This is a genomic window from Sediminispirochaeta smaragdinae DSM 11293, assembly GCF_000143985.1.
Classification (GTDB): Bacteria; Spirochaetota; Spirochaetia; order DSM-16054; family Sediminispirochaetaceae; genus Sediminispirochaeta; species Sediminispirochaeta smaragdinae.
In genome coordinates, this window is record NC_014364.1 from 3,791,526 (window position 1) to 3,807,875 (window position 16,350).

Genomic DNA, 16,350 nt, shown 5'->3' on the forward strand with positions numbered 1-16,350 from the left:
ATTATACCGGCTCCTTTACTTCCGACTCTTCCTGCGTGGATGAAAATGCCTTTTTAAAGCTTTGTATGACGAAAAAAACAGAATAGATTGTCATTAAGCCAAAAGATATTACGATGCTAACGTTTATATAGGCATATGAAATTTCCAAAGCAGCAGTAATCTTTGTCGACGTTGAAACGTAGGTAAAACTAAACCAGAACATGATTGCGCTTAAAATAAGAAGCAATATACTGGTAAACACTTCTACAATATCTCTAACTTTTGAAGGGAGAAGAGTAACGATAGCTTCTACGCCTATTAACCCTTTTTCCCTGTAGGCGGCAGCCGTACCAAGAAAAATGGTCCAGACAAAACATCCGACAGCTATTTCCTCTGCCCAGAAAAATGTAAAACTCAAACAGTATCTGGTAAACACATTCATAATTACGATAACTACCGTAACGGCTATACATATGCTTCCAAGATATAACTCGAATTTCTTAAGAAAATTCTTCATCAATCTACCCTATGGCATGGATTCTCTGGCCTTGTAATAAAATAGGGGATAGCGCTATCCCCTATTATCGTTATGATGAATCTCGGCAAATATCGTTTTTATATCTTTCCCAAGTCAGCTCGTATCTTATTAAGCTCGGCCATGATATCATCGTAGATCCCGGGAGTCCATTTATCAAACATGGAGTAGACAGGAGCAGCCGCCTTGTTAAAAGCAGCAGCATCCACTTCGTGAAACCGAACACCAAGATCCTGAAGCTTTTTCGCGTATTCCGATTCAAGGTCTATGGTTGCTTGGAGGTTATCCTCTCCTCCAAGGTCAATTTCCTCCTGGATTATTTTTTGCTGCTCAGGGGTGAGGCTATCCCAGCACTTTGTCGATATACAAACCGCGGAAACACCGAGAAGGTGTCTTGTCAATGAATATTCTTTAACGTTTTCGTACTGTTTTGTTCCGTAATACGTCATGATCGATCCTTCGACACCGTCGATTACCCCCTGCTGAATGGCAGCGTAGGTATCGGGATACGGCATGGCAACGGGATTTCCGCCAAGGGCTTCAATCGTAAACGTGTATAACTGACTTGTCGGAACTCTGAGTTTTACGCCTTTCATATCCTCCGGAGTTTTGATTACCTTGTTCGTCATCATGCTTCTGAAACCGAAGAGCCAGTCAAGGGAGAGGACCTTAATCCCCAGTCCTTCAGCCTTCGTATTCAGGTTTTGAACGAGTGGGGTTCTTACCATGGCAAGATATTCATCAAACGACTGGTATAACATAGGACCTGTTACTGCATTATAATCGGGAACATAGTCACCGAGAAAATTTACGCCATCAACGAGAATCCAGTCTGATCCATTCACCACCTGTTCCATTCCGTCTTTGCCAATGGGGAGCGTACCGCCGGTAAACAGCTGGAGCTCCAAAGTACCATTGCTTCTTTCATTAATGGTTTTAATAGCTTTAACCAATGACTTCGCAGTCTGCTCATTGTCGACAAACTTTGTACTCACTTTGATGACACGGGGCTTTGCCTGTTTCTTAGCAGCACCCGCAGATCCCTTATCCGAATTGCCGCAGCCGATAAAAAAGATAGAGAGCATAACGACTGCAAGAGTACAAGATAGAGCCTTCATTCCGAATCCCGAAACAGAACGAGTCTTACACTTTTCGGGCCGGCAAAATTTTCTCTCACATGAGATGTTTCTCATGACTTCACCAGCCGCATTAATAATTTTTTTCATACTACCCCTCCGAAAGATTTACATCTGCACACCCCTAACAGGCAGCGATCTCCTATTATAGGGCAGAATGAACATCTGTCAAATTATTATTAACAAAATTCCAACTTAAAACTAACAATATTCTAACATTGTTGTGATTCTTTGCTTACGGTGGTATTGTACATCTAAGTAAAATAGTTGTAATTAACATAAAAAGTGTGCATTAATACATATAAGGTTCAAACGACTCTTTCGCTGTCGGCAGACGGCAATTACACCATATCCATTAGAATAGGAGGAGAATTTTCATGGACAATACAATCATCCTGAGAATCGAAGATATGTCGTGCGGGCACTGTGCGGTAACGGTACAGGAGGCAATAGTATCGGTGGAAGCGGTAAAAAAGGCCAAGGTCAGCCTACGAAAAAAAGAGGCCAAAGTGATCGCCGATTCGACAGTGCGTACCGAAGATCTGATAAAGGCGGTCGCTGCGACAGGATACCGGGCCTTTCCCAAGGCATGAGTAAACGGCTTTGATTATGAAAGAATCCCTGAGAAAGCCCCGGAAGTTCACGTGCTGCACGATAAAATACGCATACATTGGTCGTTCCGGTGGAAGATATAGGGGAGATATATATTGACACCATGATATAGTTTAAGCTATTAATATTAGACATGGTTAATAAAACATCGACAGAGATAGTATATCCAAGCTGGGAAAGCTACGAGGCCCTTCTCCGGCATGGTCCTGACGACGGGAAAAAGGCCGAAAGCTTCTGGGACTCCAGGGCAAGGCAATTCAACAAGCATCAAATCGAGGGAAAAAGCCGCCTTCACGAACATACGGTCACTTCCCTGGTTCATCGGGAACTGATCACACCAGGCAGCAGTATCCTCGAGATAGGCGCAGGATCAGGACGTTACACCCTTCCCCTGGCAAAGGTAAGTGGACATGTTACCGCCACCGATATATCCGCACAGATGCTGGCGCATCTTAAGGAGAATGCAGCCGCTGCAGGTTTGAGCAATATCGATACACGCAAGCTTGACTGGAACACCATCGAACTCGGCACACTTGGTTTCGAAAAGCAATTTGATCTTGTTTTTGCGGCCATGTGCCCGGCAGTACGAAGTAAAAACGGCCTTGAGAAAATGAGCCGTGCCTCATGCCAGAGTTGCGTAGTTGCCCAGTTCATCGAAAGCAGAGCGCCGGCCGGGCAAAAGGGCACGTCCCCCGAAGCAGTATCGGGTCGCCACGACCCTCACAACGACCGGGATGCCCTCTACGCCATGTTCAACCTGCTGTGGCTTCAGGGATACACCCCGGAAATTCGCTATAAAAAAGAGACAGAGGCAAACGGGGCCAGCACTACCCTGGCGCTGATATCTTGGGAAGTGCAATAACAGCGTATATTCCTCAGAAAAGAATATGCAGAAGCGGCTATTTCCTCCCGATAGTCAAATCCAATACGCCGCCGAGAGGAAAGGGAAAAGGCTTAGTCCTGACCCTTGTAAAACCGGCTTTGATCATCGCATTGGGAATATCGTCTTGGGAAAGGGAAAGATCGGTGGAAGCAAGACAGCTTGGCAACCAACTTAGCACCATGCCCGCAGGTTTTGTATCTTCGTCGGTGAGCCCCTCATGAAGCGAAACAAAGACTCCTCCAGGCGTTAAAGCCGTGTAGATTTTCTCGCACACAGAAACCAGTTGGTCCTTGGCAAAGTTCAGGGTCCCCTTTGTAAAAATAAGGTCATAGCCGCCGCCTATGGGATCCGAGATGTAATCGCCGCCGATAGTCGTAATTCTCTCTTCCATATGATATTCACGAATGATGTCCCGGGTGTATTTCACGATTGCCGGTTTATCAAAGACAACACCGCTTAATGAGAAATTCCGATTGACAATTGCGATGGCATCCATGCCGTGGGCACCGCCGAGATCAAGCATATTTCTCATCTTCGGGAACTCCGGCAGCCGCTCTATCTCCTTGGCAACAAGCTGGGAAACACCGGATCGAGCGAAATTTCTCATCTCCTTGATGTACTGGGAAAACATGGCTTCAGGAACATCGCTACTCTCCTGCGCCGGTATTGGCCCATTCTGAATAAGGGTTTTCATCTGCTCTCTGCTCCTGAGGTTCCACTGTTCATTCAGAAGGAGAAAACCTCCCAGATAGCTCTCTTTGCCCTCAACGAGAAAGGTGTCCGCCAATTCCGTATTTATATATGCGCCGTGATCCTTTCGCAAAAGGCCGAGAGAGCAAAGGGCATTCAAGAAAAGCTCGGTATTGGGCCCATGGGTCCGGAGGATAGAAGCGATCTCCGCCGCTGTCCTCTTTTCAGCCGTGTGCGTGAAAAGATTGAACTCCACTGCGGTAATCAGAAGCCATGAGCGTATAGCACCGGATTGAAGCTGAAAAAGCTCCTTCGATTCAACACGAATTTCAGGTAGGTCCATCCTTTTCTCCTTATTCACTTCCCAGACCCCACAAGAAGGGTTGAAACAAGCGGAGCAATCTTCACCCCGAGAATGACAAATAACGCGATAATAAAGGTTTCAAGCCCGGCCCGCAGACTTATCTCCTTCATCAGAAAGGCAGCTCCGATATCCGTAAGTACACATACACATAAGGCCCCAAGGACGCCAAATTTAGAAAAGACAAATACCATGAGCAGCAGAAGGGGGATTGAGAAAGCGGCCCCCAAAAGAACGGTCACAAGCATTGGGGCAGAGGAATAGCTTTTGAGAATATGCATCATCCCAGCCATACGAGGACAAACCACAAAAAGGCCAAAGGCAGAAGCAGAAATTATTAATTCTTTTGTCATTACATTCTCCTTAATCGAATGATGAAAGACTGTCGCATACGCGTACGTTTCACGTCTTTCTTCTACATACATCCATTGCTATTGTGATACCGTATTCCAGAGGATCCACAACCTCAAATCCATACATAGTCACCTCATTACGAATCTCTCCAGCTTCAGGAAGCACCTCCAAGCCCCGCAGATGGCTGCCAAGCCACCCGAGAATCAGGGGCTGCGGTTGGGTACGCTCACAGGTCGTGGCTCCACAGATACTGACAAAAAATCCGCCGGGGACAAGGGCATCCCTGATCCGCGGGATTACCACAGGGAACCGTCTCTTGGCAAACTGTATCGAGGCAACAGCAATAATAAGGTCGTATTGAGTTCCGATATCGTCACTGAGATAGTCCCCTGCAAGTATCTCGGGACGGTTACCCTGCGGCTCCTTGGCGTAGGTCTCAATATTTTTGCGGGCAACAACCGCGACATCCGGTGATTCGAAGAGGAAACAGCGGCAGGAAGGATAGTGTCGGGCAAGGGCCAGGGCAATCATCCCGGAACCGCCCCCAAGATCCAAAATCCGGTCCGGCCCTTTCTCGGGAAAAAGCCGCACGATATTTTCACAAACCGCTTTTGCCCGTCCGGCGCGCTGTTCAGCGACCGAAAGTTCGGCAAGGCGGGCAAAATCGAAGATATCGGAGCCTCTGTTTTCTCTAACGACTTCAGCATCGGGACCACGGCGGACATACTCCGACAAGCCCTCAAAAGAGGTGAAGCGTTCCCTGAAAAGCAGGTATTCTCCCATGTAAAGCTCTCTCCCCTTCACGAGATAGAGCTCGGATAGCGGGCTGTTTTTAAAACAGGAGTTCTTCTTCGAAACAAGCCCGAGGGAAACCAAGGCATTGAGCAGATATTCGGTATTCCGCTCATTGTATCCTCGCCTACGGGCAAATTCGTATGCAGAAATATCCTCACAGAGTCCGGAAAAGATATCCATTTCAATCGCAGTAAAAAGGAGGGAAGCTCTTTTCGCTCCCAGCGCAATATTTTGAAGGGGCTCAGGGCTCACATCGGGATACAGGAACAGATCCACGAGGTCCCCCTGACAGACAAAGCCGCTACCGAGGCAAGTACGATAATGAAAAAACGCTTTCTTTGCATATATCTCTACCCTGAATGTATCATAACTAATTATATTAGCTATGGCTAATAATAACATCGATAGAGGCTTTGTCAAGTAAACACAACGCGATTATCTTACGCGGTTATCCTAGTTGGCCTTCTCCCACTCTTTCTCTTTTAAGTTGGTGTAGATATAGATGATCGCCGAGACGGATGAGAAGAGAAACATGATGACCGAAAGAGCTGCGGCTATTTCATAGTTCGAATATTCGGAAAATTGCTTTCGCAAGTAGACACCGAGCATGATCGGATTATTACCGCCCATGACAAACGGGGTGGTAAAGGAGCTGACATTACTCATAAAGATGAAGGTCATCGCAATCATTACATCTTTAAAAGAGAGAGGAAGGATCATGTTAAGGAAAACATTGATCTTCCTGGCCCCCACATCACGCGCGCTTTCCACCATAGAATCGGGAATACTTGAGAGTGCAGCCACGATGATCATGGTCGCAAAGGCAATGTTGAACCAGAGGTTCATCAAGATGATCCCACGGGCATTGTACATGAGGCCGGGCTTAAAATTATATCCGAACAGCCTGGAGACGCGATTGAGAAAACCGGAATCCCGTATGATGGTTATCATGGCATAGACGGCAACAAGACTAGGGACAAAACGAGGCAGCAGGTAGATTGTTCCGATAAACTTACTTATTTTTGTGTCGTAAAAACGGAGATACAGGGCCAATACATATGAGATGAGAATGGATAAGACGACGGTAACAACCACAATCCAGAGTGTGTAGGCAATGTTTTCCATCGAGACATCATCGGTGAGTAAGAAAACGTAATTTGCTAAGGTAAAACTGCCGTCCTCCGGGGAACTGAAGCTGCGAATAACCGTATTGATTATAGGATACACAATGATACCCATAGTAAGCAGCAACGCAGGTGCCAGCATTAATGCAATATAGAGATTTGTTTTCCATTTCGGTTTTCTCATATGTCTCTCCCCCTTCAGATATCCGAAATCATCCGGTATCCCGACTAGTTCGGAATACCGGATGGATATGTCGCTCACGGCAAGCGAGCTATATTCTTATCCCAATACTGATTTCGCACATCTCCAAGCTTGCCGTTGGAAATGACGGAAAAACCCGAAATATCGAGATCCTTGACCATTGTCTTATATGTAGAGTCGATAAGCGATGCATCAATGACAGGTACGGCAAAGATGGTTTCAAGACAAATCTTCTGAGCCTCGGGAGAAATCATGAAGTTAATGAAGTCGTACGTCTTTTCCGCTCCCCCACCAATATTCGGGACAGCAAGAACAACATCCGTACCATTGAGGGCGGGAGTAAGTTGATAAATTTTCGTGCTCTCAGGCAATATGCCTCGTGAGATATTCGTCAGCACCTGGTCGGCCCATGCAGGAATCAAGTCTACCTCTTTGTTGATCAAAAGATCCAGCGTACCCTGATTTTTGTTCGGATATACGACCTTTCCGCCGGACGTATACAGATAGGGATGGATGCTTTTCAGCCAGTCCCAGCCGGGTCCCCATTGCTCCACCCACTTTTCGTCAGTCGAGACCTTTGCTTCGGGAGGAAGATCCTTATAGAGAGCAAGATTCACAAAGCCGGCTCCGGAACCGCCCGAACCCGGAGGATTATAGGCAAATCTTCCAGGATGAGATGTAATCCATGCACCAAGCTCCGCCCATGTCTTCGGAGGATTGGGCAAGCGTACGGAATCGTAGGCCATGACAACGGTGGTTCCCCTGTAGGGTACAACACAGTCGGTAAAAAAGCCTGATTTCATTTTGACGTTTGCATAATTAGGGATTTTACTGAAATCGAGGGGCACAAAAAGATCGCCGCCTGCCTTGTCCACATAGGAAGCAAGGGCCGAGCCATTTTCTGCAAGCAGATCAAAATCGGTATCGGTTTTGCCTGCCAGCTTGGCAGCGGCAATGCGGTCGCTTAGGGTCTGCCCTCCCGAACCGGACATGACGAATTGCAATTCAACCACACTGGTGGACCCGGGCTTGGCATTGTACTCATCAATGAGCTTTTCAAACAACATCCGTACATTGTCGGAACCTGTGGCCCATAACGTTACCTTGGGCTTTCCGCCCCCGTTACCGGCTGCGCTGCCTTCTCCCTGTCCGCCTGCAAATAGCGTGAACGGAGAAAGCATCAAGAAACAAAGAACTGCACAAACACATAGCTTTTTCATTCTTCTTTTCATTTTTCCCTCCTAAAAAGAAATCAGATGTTTCTGAGATCAGATGGCTCTTTTTTAACCTCCTTTTCGTCTTGAGAACTCTATGCTCTTTGAATAGGAAAGAGAGACCTTCTTACCAGGATGGAATTGCTCGGCACTCTCACCGACGATAAAGGACTTTAGGATGCCATATTCGGTATCCAGCGTCACTTCACTATAGTGCCCCAGTATCATAACGGCCCTAATGGTACCGGCAATTCCCCCCGCCTCAGAAGAAACGATAGTGACATACTCCGGGCGCACCGCTATCGTTTTATCTTCCATTTCTATGAAGTTCATATCACCGATAAAATCGGCGACGTAATGATTTATCGGCTTATCGTAAATTTCAGCGGGGGTACCAACCTGCTCGAAACTTCCTTTATTCATCACCACAATTCTGTCGGATAAGGCCATGGCCTCCTCCTGGTCGTGAGTGACAAAGACCACGGTGATATTCAGGTCCAGTTGTATCTTGCGTAATTCCTCCCGCATCTGAGAACGTATCTTGGCGTCAAGCGCGGAAAAGGGTTCATCCAGCAAGAGGACATCGGGCTTCAACAGGAGTGACCGGGCTATGGCAACCCGCTGCTGCTGACCGCCCGACATTTGGCCCGGATATTTTTTCTCCATGCCGGTAATCTTTACGAGTTCCATCATCGCCATAATCTGCCTATGTCTTTCCACCTTGGGAATCTTTCGCAGCTTCAAACCAAATTCCATATTTTCATACACGGTCATATGGGGCCAAAGGTTATAGCTTTGAAACACCATGGCGGTAGGGCGCCTTTCCGGCGGCAGATGCTCAATATTTTTATCGTCTATAAGTACATTTCCTTCGGTACACTCAAGGAATCCTCCGATGGTTCGCAGGATCGTTGTCTTCCCGCAGCCTGAAGGCCCAAGAAGTGTCACCAGTTCCCCCGTTTTTACCTTTAGATTGATGTTTTCGACCCCGTCGCCGTTTTTGTATTTCTTCGTCATATTGCGAATCTCAAGCTTTACTTCATTGGTCATACGATTATCTCCCTTCAGAAATTATGAAAAAGTACTATTCCATCTTGAAGCCTTTTGAAATCGTGTCTGCGCCGACATATTTCCTCAGCAGCAACAGGAGGATAAGGTTCGGAATAATAAGAATAAGCGCGAAAACGGCACCTGCCGTTGCCGGATAATCAAGAATCACACCGTACATTTCCACCGGCATTGTTCGATATCTGGGAAGACCGACGAGAAGCGTTCCCTGGTTCTCCCCAAGCGATGCGATAAAAGTAAACATTGCGGCAACCGCAATACCCGGCCAGGCCATGGGAAGCGTCACATGAAAAAACGTGCGTATGGGACCGGCACCGGCATCCCTTGCTGCTTCCTCCTGCTGCCGTGGTATGCTGCGAAAGGCCCCCGCAGGCAACCATATCATCAACATCATCGAACCGAGCATATGAATCAGAAGGACCCCAAGGAAGGTGCCCATTAGATTGATTTTATAAAATATGATTCCCATGGAAATAAAGAGACCAAGATGGGGAAAGGCATTCCCGAGCAGAAACGAAAGCATGACGATTTTCCTTCCCGGAAAATCATAACGGGCAAGCACATAGGCGGCGGGGAGACATATTGCAAGAGAAAGGGCTGTTGTAATAAAAGCAATGATAAACGACAAAGAGATGGAACTTACAAGGCTTTTCTGACTTAATACATATGCCCACCATTTCAGGCCGAACGTTCTCGGCAGGACCCACGGAACCTCATATGTATCCGCAAATGCCAGCATGAACATATGCAACAGCGGACCATAGAAAAAAAGAATAAACACAATAAGAACCATGAATTCGATGAATTTTTTGTATCCCATCATGTGAACCCACCGTTTCGGATTTAAGAACTTCATAACCTGAACCACCGCCTTTTCATAAGCTTTCATTCTCCCCTCTAAAATCCCAAAAGATGCTTTCTGATCGCTTTTGCCATGACGACCTTTCGCGTCGTTACATTTTCCACCCCGCAGGAAAGGAATCGAACAAGCTCGTTTTCATCATTAACCGTCCAAACCGAGAGGGGAATGCCCTTCTTTTTCAAATCGCCTATGTTTTCATCTTTCAAATACTGGTATGGAACGTTGACTCCCCTGACCTTGTGCCTCAGGCACATCTCCGAAATAAGACCGATATGAGGAGTGATACCGGGAATACGTTCAAGTAAGTATTTCCATGGCCTGGTATAAAAGCTTTGATGCGATGGCTGTAGCGCTTCACGGCGAACAAGCTGGAAATAGACAGGTTCAAGAATATTCTCGGCGTTCAGGTAAACGGTAGACATCTTCGTAATTTCCGGGTGCTTTTCAAGATATGGGAGTGTAATGAGCCCGGTCAGTATCAGACGATCAGAGCCTATGCCAAAACGGGAAGCTAAGGAGATCACTTCAAGGGGAAGGTTATCCTCCTTAAGGTCACAGTTTATGCGAATTTCGGGATGGTGCCGAAGTAATTCAAATATCTCCGATAAATGGGGATGTGAAACATAACCATTCTGTTCCCATTCATTGTGCGAAAGTATCAAAACGGAATCCTTATCCCTACGAACATCCACTTCAAAAGCGTCGGCACCCAGTGCAATACTCTTTTGGGCCGCCTCAAGAGAATTATCTTTTGTTCCGTCGTTTCCCGTATGCCCAGTTATCATCGGACCATCCATGCTGAATTTCCTGTATCATAGGTTTGTACAACCGGTTGTATTTTGGTCTAAAAAAATACAACCGGTTGTATTGACTCTATGATACCACACATCGTAGAATGACGAAAGTTTTTTTCATTTGTATGAGCCTTCTAAGAGATTTTCATGAGGAGATGGAAATGCCTGTTAGATTAATTGATATTGCCCATCTCATGGGGGTTTCGAAGTCGACTGTGTCCCGGGCGCTCCAGGGGTCCCCACGCGTAAAAGAAGAGACCAGACGTCTGATCATGGAAAAAGCTCGGGAAATGAATTATCGTCCCAACTCGCTGGCAAAGGCAATGGCAACAAAGAAATCCGGCATCATAGGATTTCTTATGTACAGAAAATCTCCGCCATATGTTGCACACACATTCTTCGGCCCCGTACTTGACGGCGCAATAGCACAAGCGGCGGAACAAGGTTATCACATTATCCTTGCCGCAGCGGACGATATAGAAAACACCTTTGATGAATACTTCATACAGGACAGCATAGATGGGGCAATGATCGTTTCATTTTATCCCAATGAGGTTATTAAGGAATTCGAAAAAAGAAAAATACCGCTGGTTGTCATCAATAACGTAGTGGATTCCAAGAAAAATACATTCATTATCGACGATAATTACCGAGGCGCCTCCAGCATCATGGAACATCTTATAAAGGAGAGGGGGCATACCAAGATTGTACATATCAACGAGGACCTGAACCACCCAAGTTTCAGCATCAGGTATCGTGCGTATCTCGATATGCATAAGCGGTACAATATTCCCGTATTCTCAGAACCCTATCGAGCAAAACACACGACTTTCCAGGAAGGAATCAGCATGATGCAAAGGATTCTTCATCAAAGGGATCTTCCCACCGCTGTTTTTGCGGCAACAGATACCCTGGCCCTCGGAGCCATGCATGCAATACAACAAGAAGGTCTCAACGTTCCGAAAGATATTGCCGTGGCAGGCTATGATGATATTGAAGCCGCCGCAATGAGCAATCCGGCACTAACGACAATAGCCGTCGACAGGGGGGAAATCGGCCGGGCCGCAGTACAGTCGCTTATACAACAGATCGCCGATTCGGAAAAAACGGGCCGGATCATTACCATAAACAATCAATTAATCATCCGCGAGTCCACATAAGAGATAGGAGCTGCCCCGGAGAAGGGGCAGCAGTCTCATTTGCCTATATGCTAAATTCCGGCAGTTTTCGTGGTACCAACGGTTCCCTTCTCAAGCGGGCGATGGCCTCGGCAGCGGCTTCTGCCGCACTGGTGGTCGTCGTATAGGGAATATGAAGACGCATGGCCTCACTTCTAATCTCATCGTCACCACGCCGGGCATTGCTTCCCATGGGGGTGTTTATCACCAAGGCTATCGTTCCCCTACGAAGGTGGTCGATGATATTGGGGTGGCCTTCATGGACCTTCAGAATGACCTCGCTCATGATGCCGTTGCGAAAAAGGTCCCAGGCGGTCCCACGGGTAGCGGCTATTCGAAAGCCCATATCCGCAAGTCGGCGGACAGTGGGAAGTATGGTTCTCCGGTCCCGCCTGTTGACGGAAACAAAGACGGTTCCATCGACCGGCAGGATGTTTCCAGCTGCGATTTCCGCCTTTGCAAAGGCCTCGCCGAAATCGGAACCGAAGCCGGCAACCTCCCCTGTCGAGCGCATCTCAGGCCCGAGCAGGGGATCAAAATCAGGAAATCGTTCACTGGAAAAAACGGCCTCTTTCACCGCCCATCCGACAACACAGTGTCCCTCACCGATACCATCTTCTCCGATGACCCCCTGGGAGGTAAGCGTTTTGCCGCTCCAGATTCCCACGGCCAGATCGAGCAGGTCGACCCCGGAGGCTTTGGAAAGGAACGGAACGGTACGTGAGGCGCGGGGGTTAACTTCGAGAAGGTAGAGCTCTCCGTCCCGCACGGCGAACTGGATATTGAGGAAACCGACGATCGGGAGCTCCCTTGCGATTATGAGGGCAGCCTGCCTCATCTGACGGTGCATCTCAGGCAGCTGCTTCCAGGCTGGAAAAACGGCCGCAGAATCTCCCGAATGAACCCCAGCCGCCTCGATATGCTGCATGATCCCCCCAATATAGATCGACTGGCCGTCGCTGACCGCATCAAGGTCATACTCAAAGGCATCCTCGAGAAAACGATCGACAAGAATGGGGCGGGAAGCGCCCATCGGGGGCTTGGTTTCCAGAAAGGCTTCAAGCTCTTCGGGACCGTAGGCGATATACATGCTTCTTCCGCCGAGGACAAAGGAGGGACGCAGCAAAACCGGATAGCCAAGATCGGCCGCAGCATCCCGTATTCCGGCAGCGGTCGAAGCGCTCCGATTATCGGGCTGTCGAAGCCCCAGCTTGCGAACCAGGTCGGCAAAGGATCCCCGCCCCTCGGCCCTTGAAATAGAGGATGATGCCGTTCCGATGATGTTTGCACCGGCGGCCTCAAGTTCTTCAGCAAGGTTTAGCGGGGTTTGTCCCCCGAGCTGTACCACAACATCGCGAATCTGCTCTTTTTCCATAATGGAGAGCACCTCTTCCGCAGCAAGGGGCTCAAGGTAAAGCCGATCCGAACTGTTGTAGTCGGTGGAGACGGTTTCGGGATTTGCATTTACCATGATGGTACCGACCCCACGTTTCCTCCAGGCAGCCGATGCCATGGTGCAGCAGGTATCGAACTCCAGTCCCTGTCCGATTCTGTTTGGTCCCGATGCAAGGATCAGGACCCGGCGAGAGCCTTCGAGAAAGCCTCCCTCATCCTTCTCTCCCCAGGTCGAGTAGAAATAGGGGGTCTCGGCAGCAAACTCTCCCGAACAGGTATCGACCAGATGGTAGGAAGGCCGCATATCGCTGCGCTTTCGTAGGGCAGAAACCGCAGCAGGTTCCAACCCCGCAAGCCTGGCAATCCGGCGATCGCTGAGCCCCATACGCTTTGCGGAAAGAAGCAGATCGCCTCCCTCCCCGTCCGATGAAAGCCCTCCGTCGGCGATCTGCTGTTCCAAGCCGCTTTGCTCAAGGAGTTGGGAAAGGAACCAGGGATGGAAGCCGCTGACGGAAGAGACCGCTTCAAGGGATTGGCCCTGTCCCAAAAGCGTCAGGGCGGCGCGAAGTCGCTTTGGATGCGGAGAGGCGAGAATTCTACCGGCATCGGCGATCAGCTCAGGAGATTCAAAGGGTTCGAGCCCCTCATGCCCCTCTTCGAGGGAACGGAAGGCCTTATTAAGGGCTTCCAAGAAAGAGCGACCGAGGGCAAGGGCCTCTCCCACGCTTTTCATTCTGGTACCGAGAAGCTGGTAGCCGGAGGGAAATTTGGCGGTTTCAAACCGGGGGACCTTGACGGCACAGTAATCGAGTACAGGCTCGAAACAGCTTGCCGTCTTTCCCGTAATCTCATTGAGGACCTCATCAAGGGTGTAACCGACGGCGAGCTTCGCCGAACAGCGGGCGATAGGAAAGCCGGTGGCCTTGCTGGCAAGGGCCGAAGAACGGGAGACTCGAGGGTTCATCTCGATCACCACCATGCGTTCTCCATCCTTCGGCATGGCGAATTGTACGTTACTGCCGCCGCAGTCCACACCAACGGCACGAAGGATATCGATGGCAGCGGTCCGCATACGCTGGTACTCTATCTCGGTAAGGGTCTGGGCCGGGGCAACCGTCACGCTGTCTCCAGTATGAACCCCCATGGGATCGACATTTTCGATGGAGCAGACGACTACCGCGTTGTCGGCCTTATCCCGCATCACCTCCAATTCGAACTCCCGCCAGCCGATAAGAGATTCTTCGACAAGGGCGGTACCTACAGGACTCTCCCGCAGGGATTCGGCGAGGAGACGCTCCAGCTCCTCCAGGCTATTCGCAACCCCTCCTCCCTTGCCTCCCAGGGTGAAACTGGGACGAACAATCAGAGGAAAGCCCGCCTGTTCGGCAAAGGCAAGGCCCTCATGCACCTGTCGGCACAGGACGGAAACGGGAGACTCCAGGCCGAGGGAGGTAACGACCTCCTTAAAACGGCCCCGGTCTTCGGCCAAATCGATGGACTCCATAGAAGCACCGATAATCTCGACGCCGAAGCGCTCGAGGACCCCGGCACGGGCAAGCTCGCCGGCAAGGTTGAGTGCGGTCTGCCCCCCCATGGTGCTCAGTAAAGCGTCGGGACGCTCCCTCTCAATGATCGCGGTCAGGCTCTCAAGGCTTAGGGGTTCGAGGTAAATGGCATCGGCACTCCCCGGTGTTGTCATAACCGTGGCGGGATTCGGATTTACCAGAACAACGTGATACCCCTCCTCCTTGAGGGCCCTGACAGCCTGGTTTCCGGAATAGTCGAACTCACAGGCCTGGCCGATGACGATAGGGCCGCTGCCGATGATCAAAATAGTATGTATATCATCTCTCGCGCTCATGGATGCACCTCGTTTTTATTCTGTAAAAGCGTATCGATCCAGCGATCGAATAGGATCGTCGCCTCTCTCGGTCCCGGAGAGGCCTCGGGATGGAACTGAACGGATGAGGCTGCCAGATGTTTATGCATGATACCTTCAACCGATCCATCGTTGGCATTCACATGGCTCACCACAACATCTTCGGGAAGAGAATCGGGATCGACCTCAAAGCCGTGATTCTGGCTCGTCACATAGACACGTCCCGTGGCCATCTCCCGTACGGGATGATTAGCGCCGTGATGGCCAAAGGCCATCTTTCTTGTCTTACCTCCCAGGGCCGTGGCGAGGAGCTGGTGTCCCAGGCAAATTCCGAAAACGGGAACCTTGCCGACAAGACCGGCCACCGTTGCAATCTCAAGATCGAGAACTGCAGGATCACCAGGACCATTTGATAAGAGCACACCATCTGGATGCAGAGAAAGTACTTCTTCCGCAGTTGAAACAGAGGAAAGCACAACAACGTCGGAACCGCAACGCTTCAACTCCCGAATGATACCGCCCTTCACCCCGTAATCAATCAAAGCGACCCTAACCTTCGCCTCGTTCGCAGAAAAACTCTTTTCGACGGCCGAAGACCCTTTCTCCGTTCCGCTTTTGCGCGCGAGGGCCTGCCCCTCCATGGAAGGGATGGCCCTGACGCGCTTCAGGGCCCCATCAAGCCAGCTATCGGAGGGGAACCGGGCATCGTCATTGAGGCGAAAAAGCATTCCGTTGCGGCTTCCTCCATCCCGCAGGCTGATGGTCAAAGCCCTGGTATCCACGCCGCAGATTCCGCAGATGCCGTAGCTCTCGAGAAAATGAGAAAAGGAGATTCGCCCGGCCGGGATCGGTCCGCTGTAGAGATTTCTGACGACAACCGCAGCGGCCTTTGGACAAAAACGCTCATTTCGATCGGCAGAAACACCGGTCTCACTCCAATCTTCATCACAGCCGTAGTTGCCGATATGGGCAGAGGTAAAGACAAGGATCTGCCCCGCATAAGAAGGATCGGTTACCATCTCATGATACCCGCTCATGCTGGTATTAAATACAACCTCTCCAGCAGCGTTTTTGCTTGTTTCCTTCGGAACATCATCCAGCAACGGAGCAGGGGATCCAAAACCATTACCCGGAAACCAGCTTCCGTCGCTCAGTAAAAGCAGCGTGTTGCTCACAGTCGCCTCCCGTATAAAAATACAACGATTTTCGTACAAAATGAATAATTATTCACTTATTGTTGCAAATACTACCTGAATATTCATTTTACTGCAACAACAAGGAGAAATTTG

Annotated in this window: 15 protein-coding genes; 3 read left to right on the forward strand and 12 right to left on the reverse strand. The window is 49.3% G+C overall.

From position 1 onward, the window contains the following. Position 1 precedes the first annotated feature (1 nt). Complete coding sequence (locus SPIRS_RS17780) at positions 2–496, reverse strand: TRAP transporter small permease (protein ID WP_013256071.1); 495 nt, start codon at positions 494–496, stop codon at positions 2–4. A 98-nt stretch (positions 497–594) separates the two neighbouring features. Next, entirely contained in the window at positions 595–1,740 is a 1,146-nt protein-coding gene (locus SPIRS_RS17785) for a C4-dicarboxylate TRAP transporter substrate-binding protein (RefSeq protein WP_013256072.1), read from the reverse strand. A gap of 287 nt (positions 1,741–2,027) precedes the next feature. On the opposite strand from SPIRS_RS17785, the gene SPIRS_RS17790 reads away from it, so the two are divergent. Together SPIRS_RS17790 and SPIRS_RS17795 are read left to right on the forward strand one after the other, a co-directional pair. Then, positions 2,028–2,243 (forward strand): cation transporter, encoded by a 216-nt coding sequence (locus SPIRS_RS17790; protein ID WP_013256073.1) that lies wholly within the window; start codon positions 2,028–2,030, stop codon positions 2,241–2,243. Positions 2,244–2,395: 152 nt separating this feature from the next. Then, positions 2,396–3,124 (forward strand): class I SAM-dependent methyltransferase, encoded by a 729-nt coding sequence (locus SPIRS_RS17795; RefSeq protein ID WP_013256074.1) that lies wholly within the window; start codon positions 2,396–2,398, stop codon positions 3,122–3,124. Between the two features lie 37 nt (positions 3,125–3,161). Here SPIRS_RS17795 and SPIRS_RS17800 read toward each other — a convergent pair whose 3' ends face one another. The 8 genes from SPIRS_RS17800 to SPIRS_RS17835 form a co-directional block, all read right to left on the reverse strand. Beyond that, complete coding sequence (locus SPIRS_RS17800; protein ID WP_013256075.1) at positions 3,162–4,178, reverse strand: methyltransferase; 1,017 nt, start codon at positions 4,176–4,178, stop codon at positions 3,162–3,164. Between the two features lie 14 nt (positions 4,179–4,192). Beyond that, positions 4,193–4,549 (reverse strand): hypothetical protein, encoded by a 357-nt coding sequence (locus SPIRS_RS17805; RefSeq protein WP_013256076.1) that lies wholly within the window; start codon positions 4,547–4,549, stop codon positions 4,193–4,195. 49 nt (positions 4,550–4,598) lie between these two features. Next, complete coding sequence (locus SPIRS_RS17810; RefSeq protein WP_041866128.1) at positions 4,599–5,621, reverse strand: methyltransferase; 1,023 nt, start codon at positions 5,619–5,621, stop codon at positions 4,599–4,601. Positions 5,622–5,798: 177 nt separating this feature from the next. After that, positions 5,799–6,653, reverse strand: a complete 855-nt coding sequence (locus SPIRS_RS17815) for an ABC transporter permease (protein WP_013256078.1) — start codon at positions 6,651–6,653, stop codon at positions 5,799–5,801. Positions 6,654–6,727: 74 nt separating this feature from the next. Beyond that, entirely contained in the window at positions 6,728–7,903 is a 1,176-nt protein-coding gene (locus SPIRS_RS17820) for an extracellular solute-binding protein (protein WP_013256079.1), read from the reverse strand. Between the two features lie 51 nt (positions 7,904–7,954). Further along, positions 7,955–8,935 carry an ABC transporter ATP-binding protein gene (locus SPIRS_RS17825; RefSeq protein WP_013256080.1) on the reverse strand — a complete coding sequence of 327 codons (981 nt, stop codon included), beginning with the start codon at positions 8,933–8,935 and terminating at the stop codon, positions 7,955–7,957. A gap of 34 nt (positions 8,936–8,969) precedes the next feature. Further along, positions 8,970–9,842, reverse strand: coding sequence for an ABC transporter permease (locus SPIRS_RS17830; protein ID WP_013256081.1), 873 nt, complete (start codon positions 9,840–9,842; stop codon positions 8,970–8,972). Between the two features lie 8 nt (positions 9,843–9,850). Beyond that, positions 9,851–10,600, reverse strand: a complete 750-nt coding sequence (locus SPIRS_RS17835) for a glycerophosphodiester phosphodiesterase (RefSeq protein ID WP_245537617.1) — start codon at positions 10,598–10,600, stop codon at positions 9,851–9,853. Positions 10,601–10,770: 170 nt separating this feature from the next. Between SPIRS_RS17835 and SPIRS_RS17840 the strand changes: the two genes are divergently transcribed. Continuing rightward, a complete protein-coding gene (locus SPIRS_RS17840; RefSeq protein ID WP_013256083.1) occupies positions 10,771–11,769 on the forward strand; it encodes a LacI family DNA-binding transcriptional regulator in 999 nt (332 codons plus the stop codon). A gap of 43 nt (positions 11,770–11,812) precedes the next feature. Here SPIRS_RS17840 and carB read toward each other — a convergent pair whose 3' ends face one another. Then, positions 11,813–15,043, reverse strand: coding sequence for a carbamoyl-phosphate synthase large subunit (carB, locus tag SPIRS_RS17845; protein WP_013256084.1), 3,231 nt, complete (start codon positions 15,041–15,043; stop codon positions 11,813–11,815). Further along, positions 15,040–16,236: a glutamine-hydrolyzing carbamoyl-phosphate synthase small subunit gene (gene carA / locus SPIRS_RS17850; RefSeq protein ID WP_013256085.1), complete on the reverse strand. Its 1,197-nt coding sequence runs from the start codon at positions 16,234–16,236 to the stop codon at positions 15,040–15,042. The genes carB and carA overlap by 4 nt, the downstream gene beginning before the upstream one ends. Positions 16,237–16,350: the final 114 nt, after the last annotated feature.

Coding starts and splice junctions, on each gene's coding strand:
- SPIRS_RS17830 (WP_013256081.1), bottom strand. CDS start 9,842: ATGAAAGCTTATGAAAAGGCGGTGGTTCAGGTTATGAAGTTCTTAAAT.
- carB (WP_013256084.1), bottom strand. CDS start 15,043: ATGAGCGCGAGAGATGATATACATACTATTTTGATCATCGGCAGCGGC.
- SPIRS_RS17785 (WP_013256072.1), bottom strand. CDS start 1,740: ATGAAAAAAATTATTAATGCGGCTGGTGAAGTCATGAGAAACATCTCA.
- SPIRS_RS17815 (WP_013256078.1), bottom strand. CDS start 6,653: ATGAGAAAACCGAAATGGAAAACAAATCTCTATATTGCATTAATGCTG.
- SPIRS_RS17790 (WP_013256073.1), top strand. CDS start 2,028: ATGGACAATACAATCATCCTGAGAATCGAAGATATGTCGTGCGGGCAC.
- SPIRS_RS17780 (WP_013256071.1), bottom strand. CDS start 496: ATGAAGAATTTTCTTAAGAAATTCGAGTTATATCTTGGAAGCATATGT.
- SPIRS_RS17820 (WP_013256079.1), bottom strand. CDS start 7,903: ATGAAAAGAAGAATGAAAAAGCTATGTGTTTGTGCAGTTCTTTGTTTC.
- SPIRS_RS17825 (WP_013256080.1), bottom strand. CDS start 8,935: ATGACCAATGAAGTAAAGCTTGAGATTCGCAATATGACGAAGAAATAC.
- SPIRS_RS17795 (WP_013256074.1), top strand. CDS start 2,396: ATGGTTAATAAAACATCGACAGAGATAGTATATCCAAGCTGGGAAAGC.
- SPIRS_RS17800 (WP_013256075.1), bottom strand. CDS start 4,178: ATGGACCTACCTGAAATTCGTGTTGAATCGAAGGAGCTTTTTCAGCTT.
- SPIRS_RS17835 (WP_245537617.1), bottom strand. CDS start 10,600: ATGATAACTGGGCATACGGGAAACGACGGAACAAAAGATAATTCTCTT.
- SPIRS_RS17805 (WP_013256076.1), bottom strand. CDS start 4,549: ATGACAAAAGAATTAATAATTTCTGCTTCTGCCTTTGGCCTTTTTGTG.
- SPIRS_RS17840 (WP_013256083.1), top strand. CDS start 10,771: ATGCCTGTTAGATTAATTGATATTGCCCATCTCATGGGGGTTTCGAAG.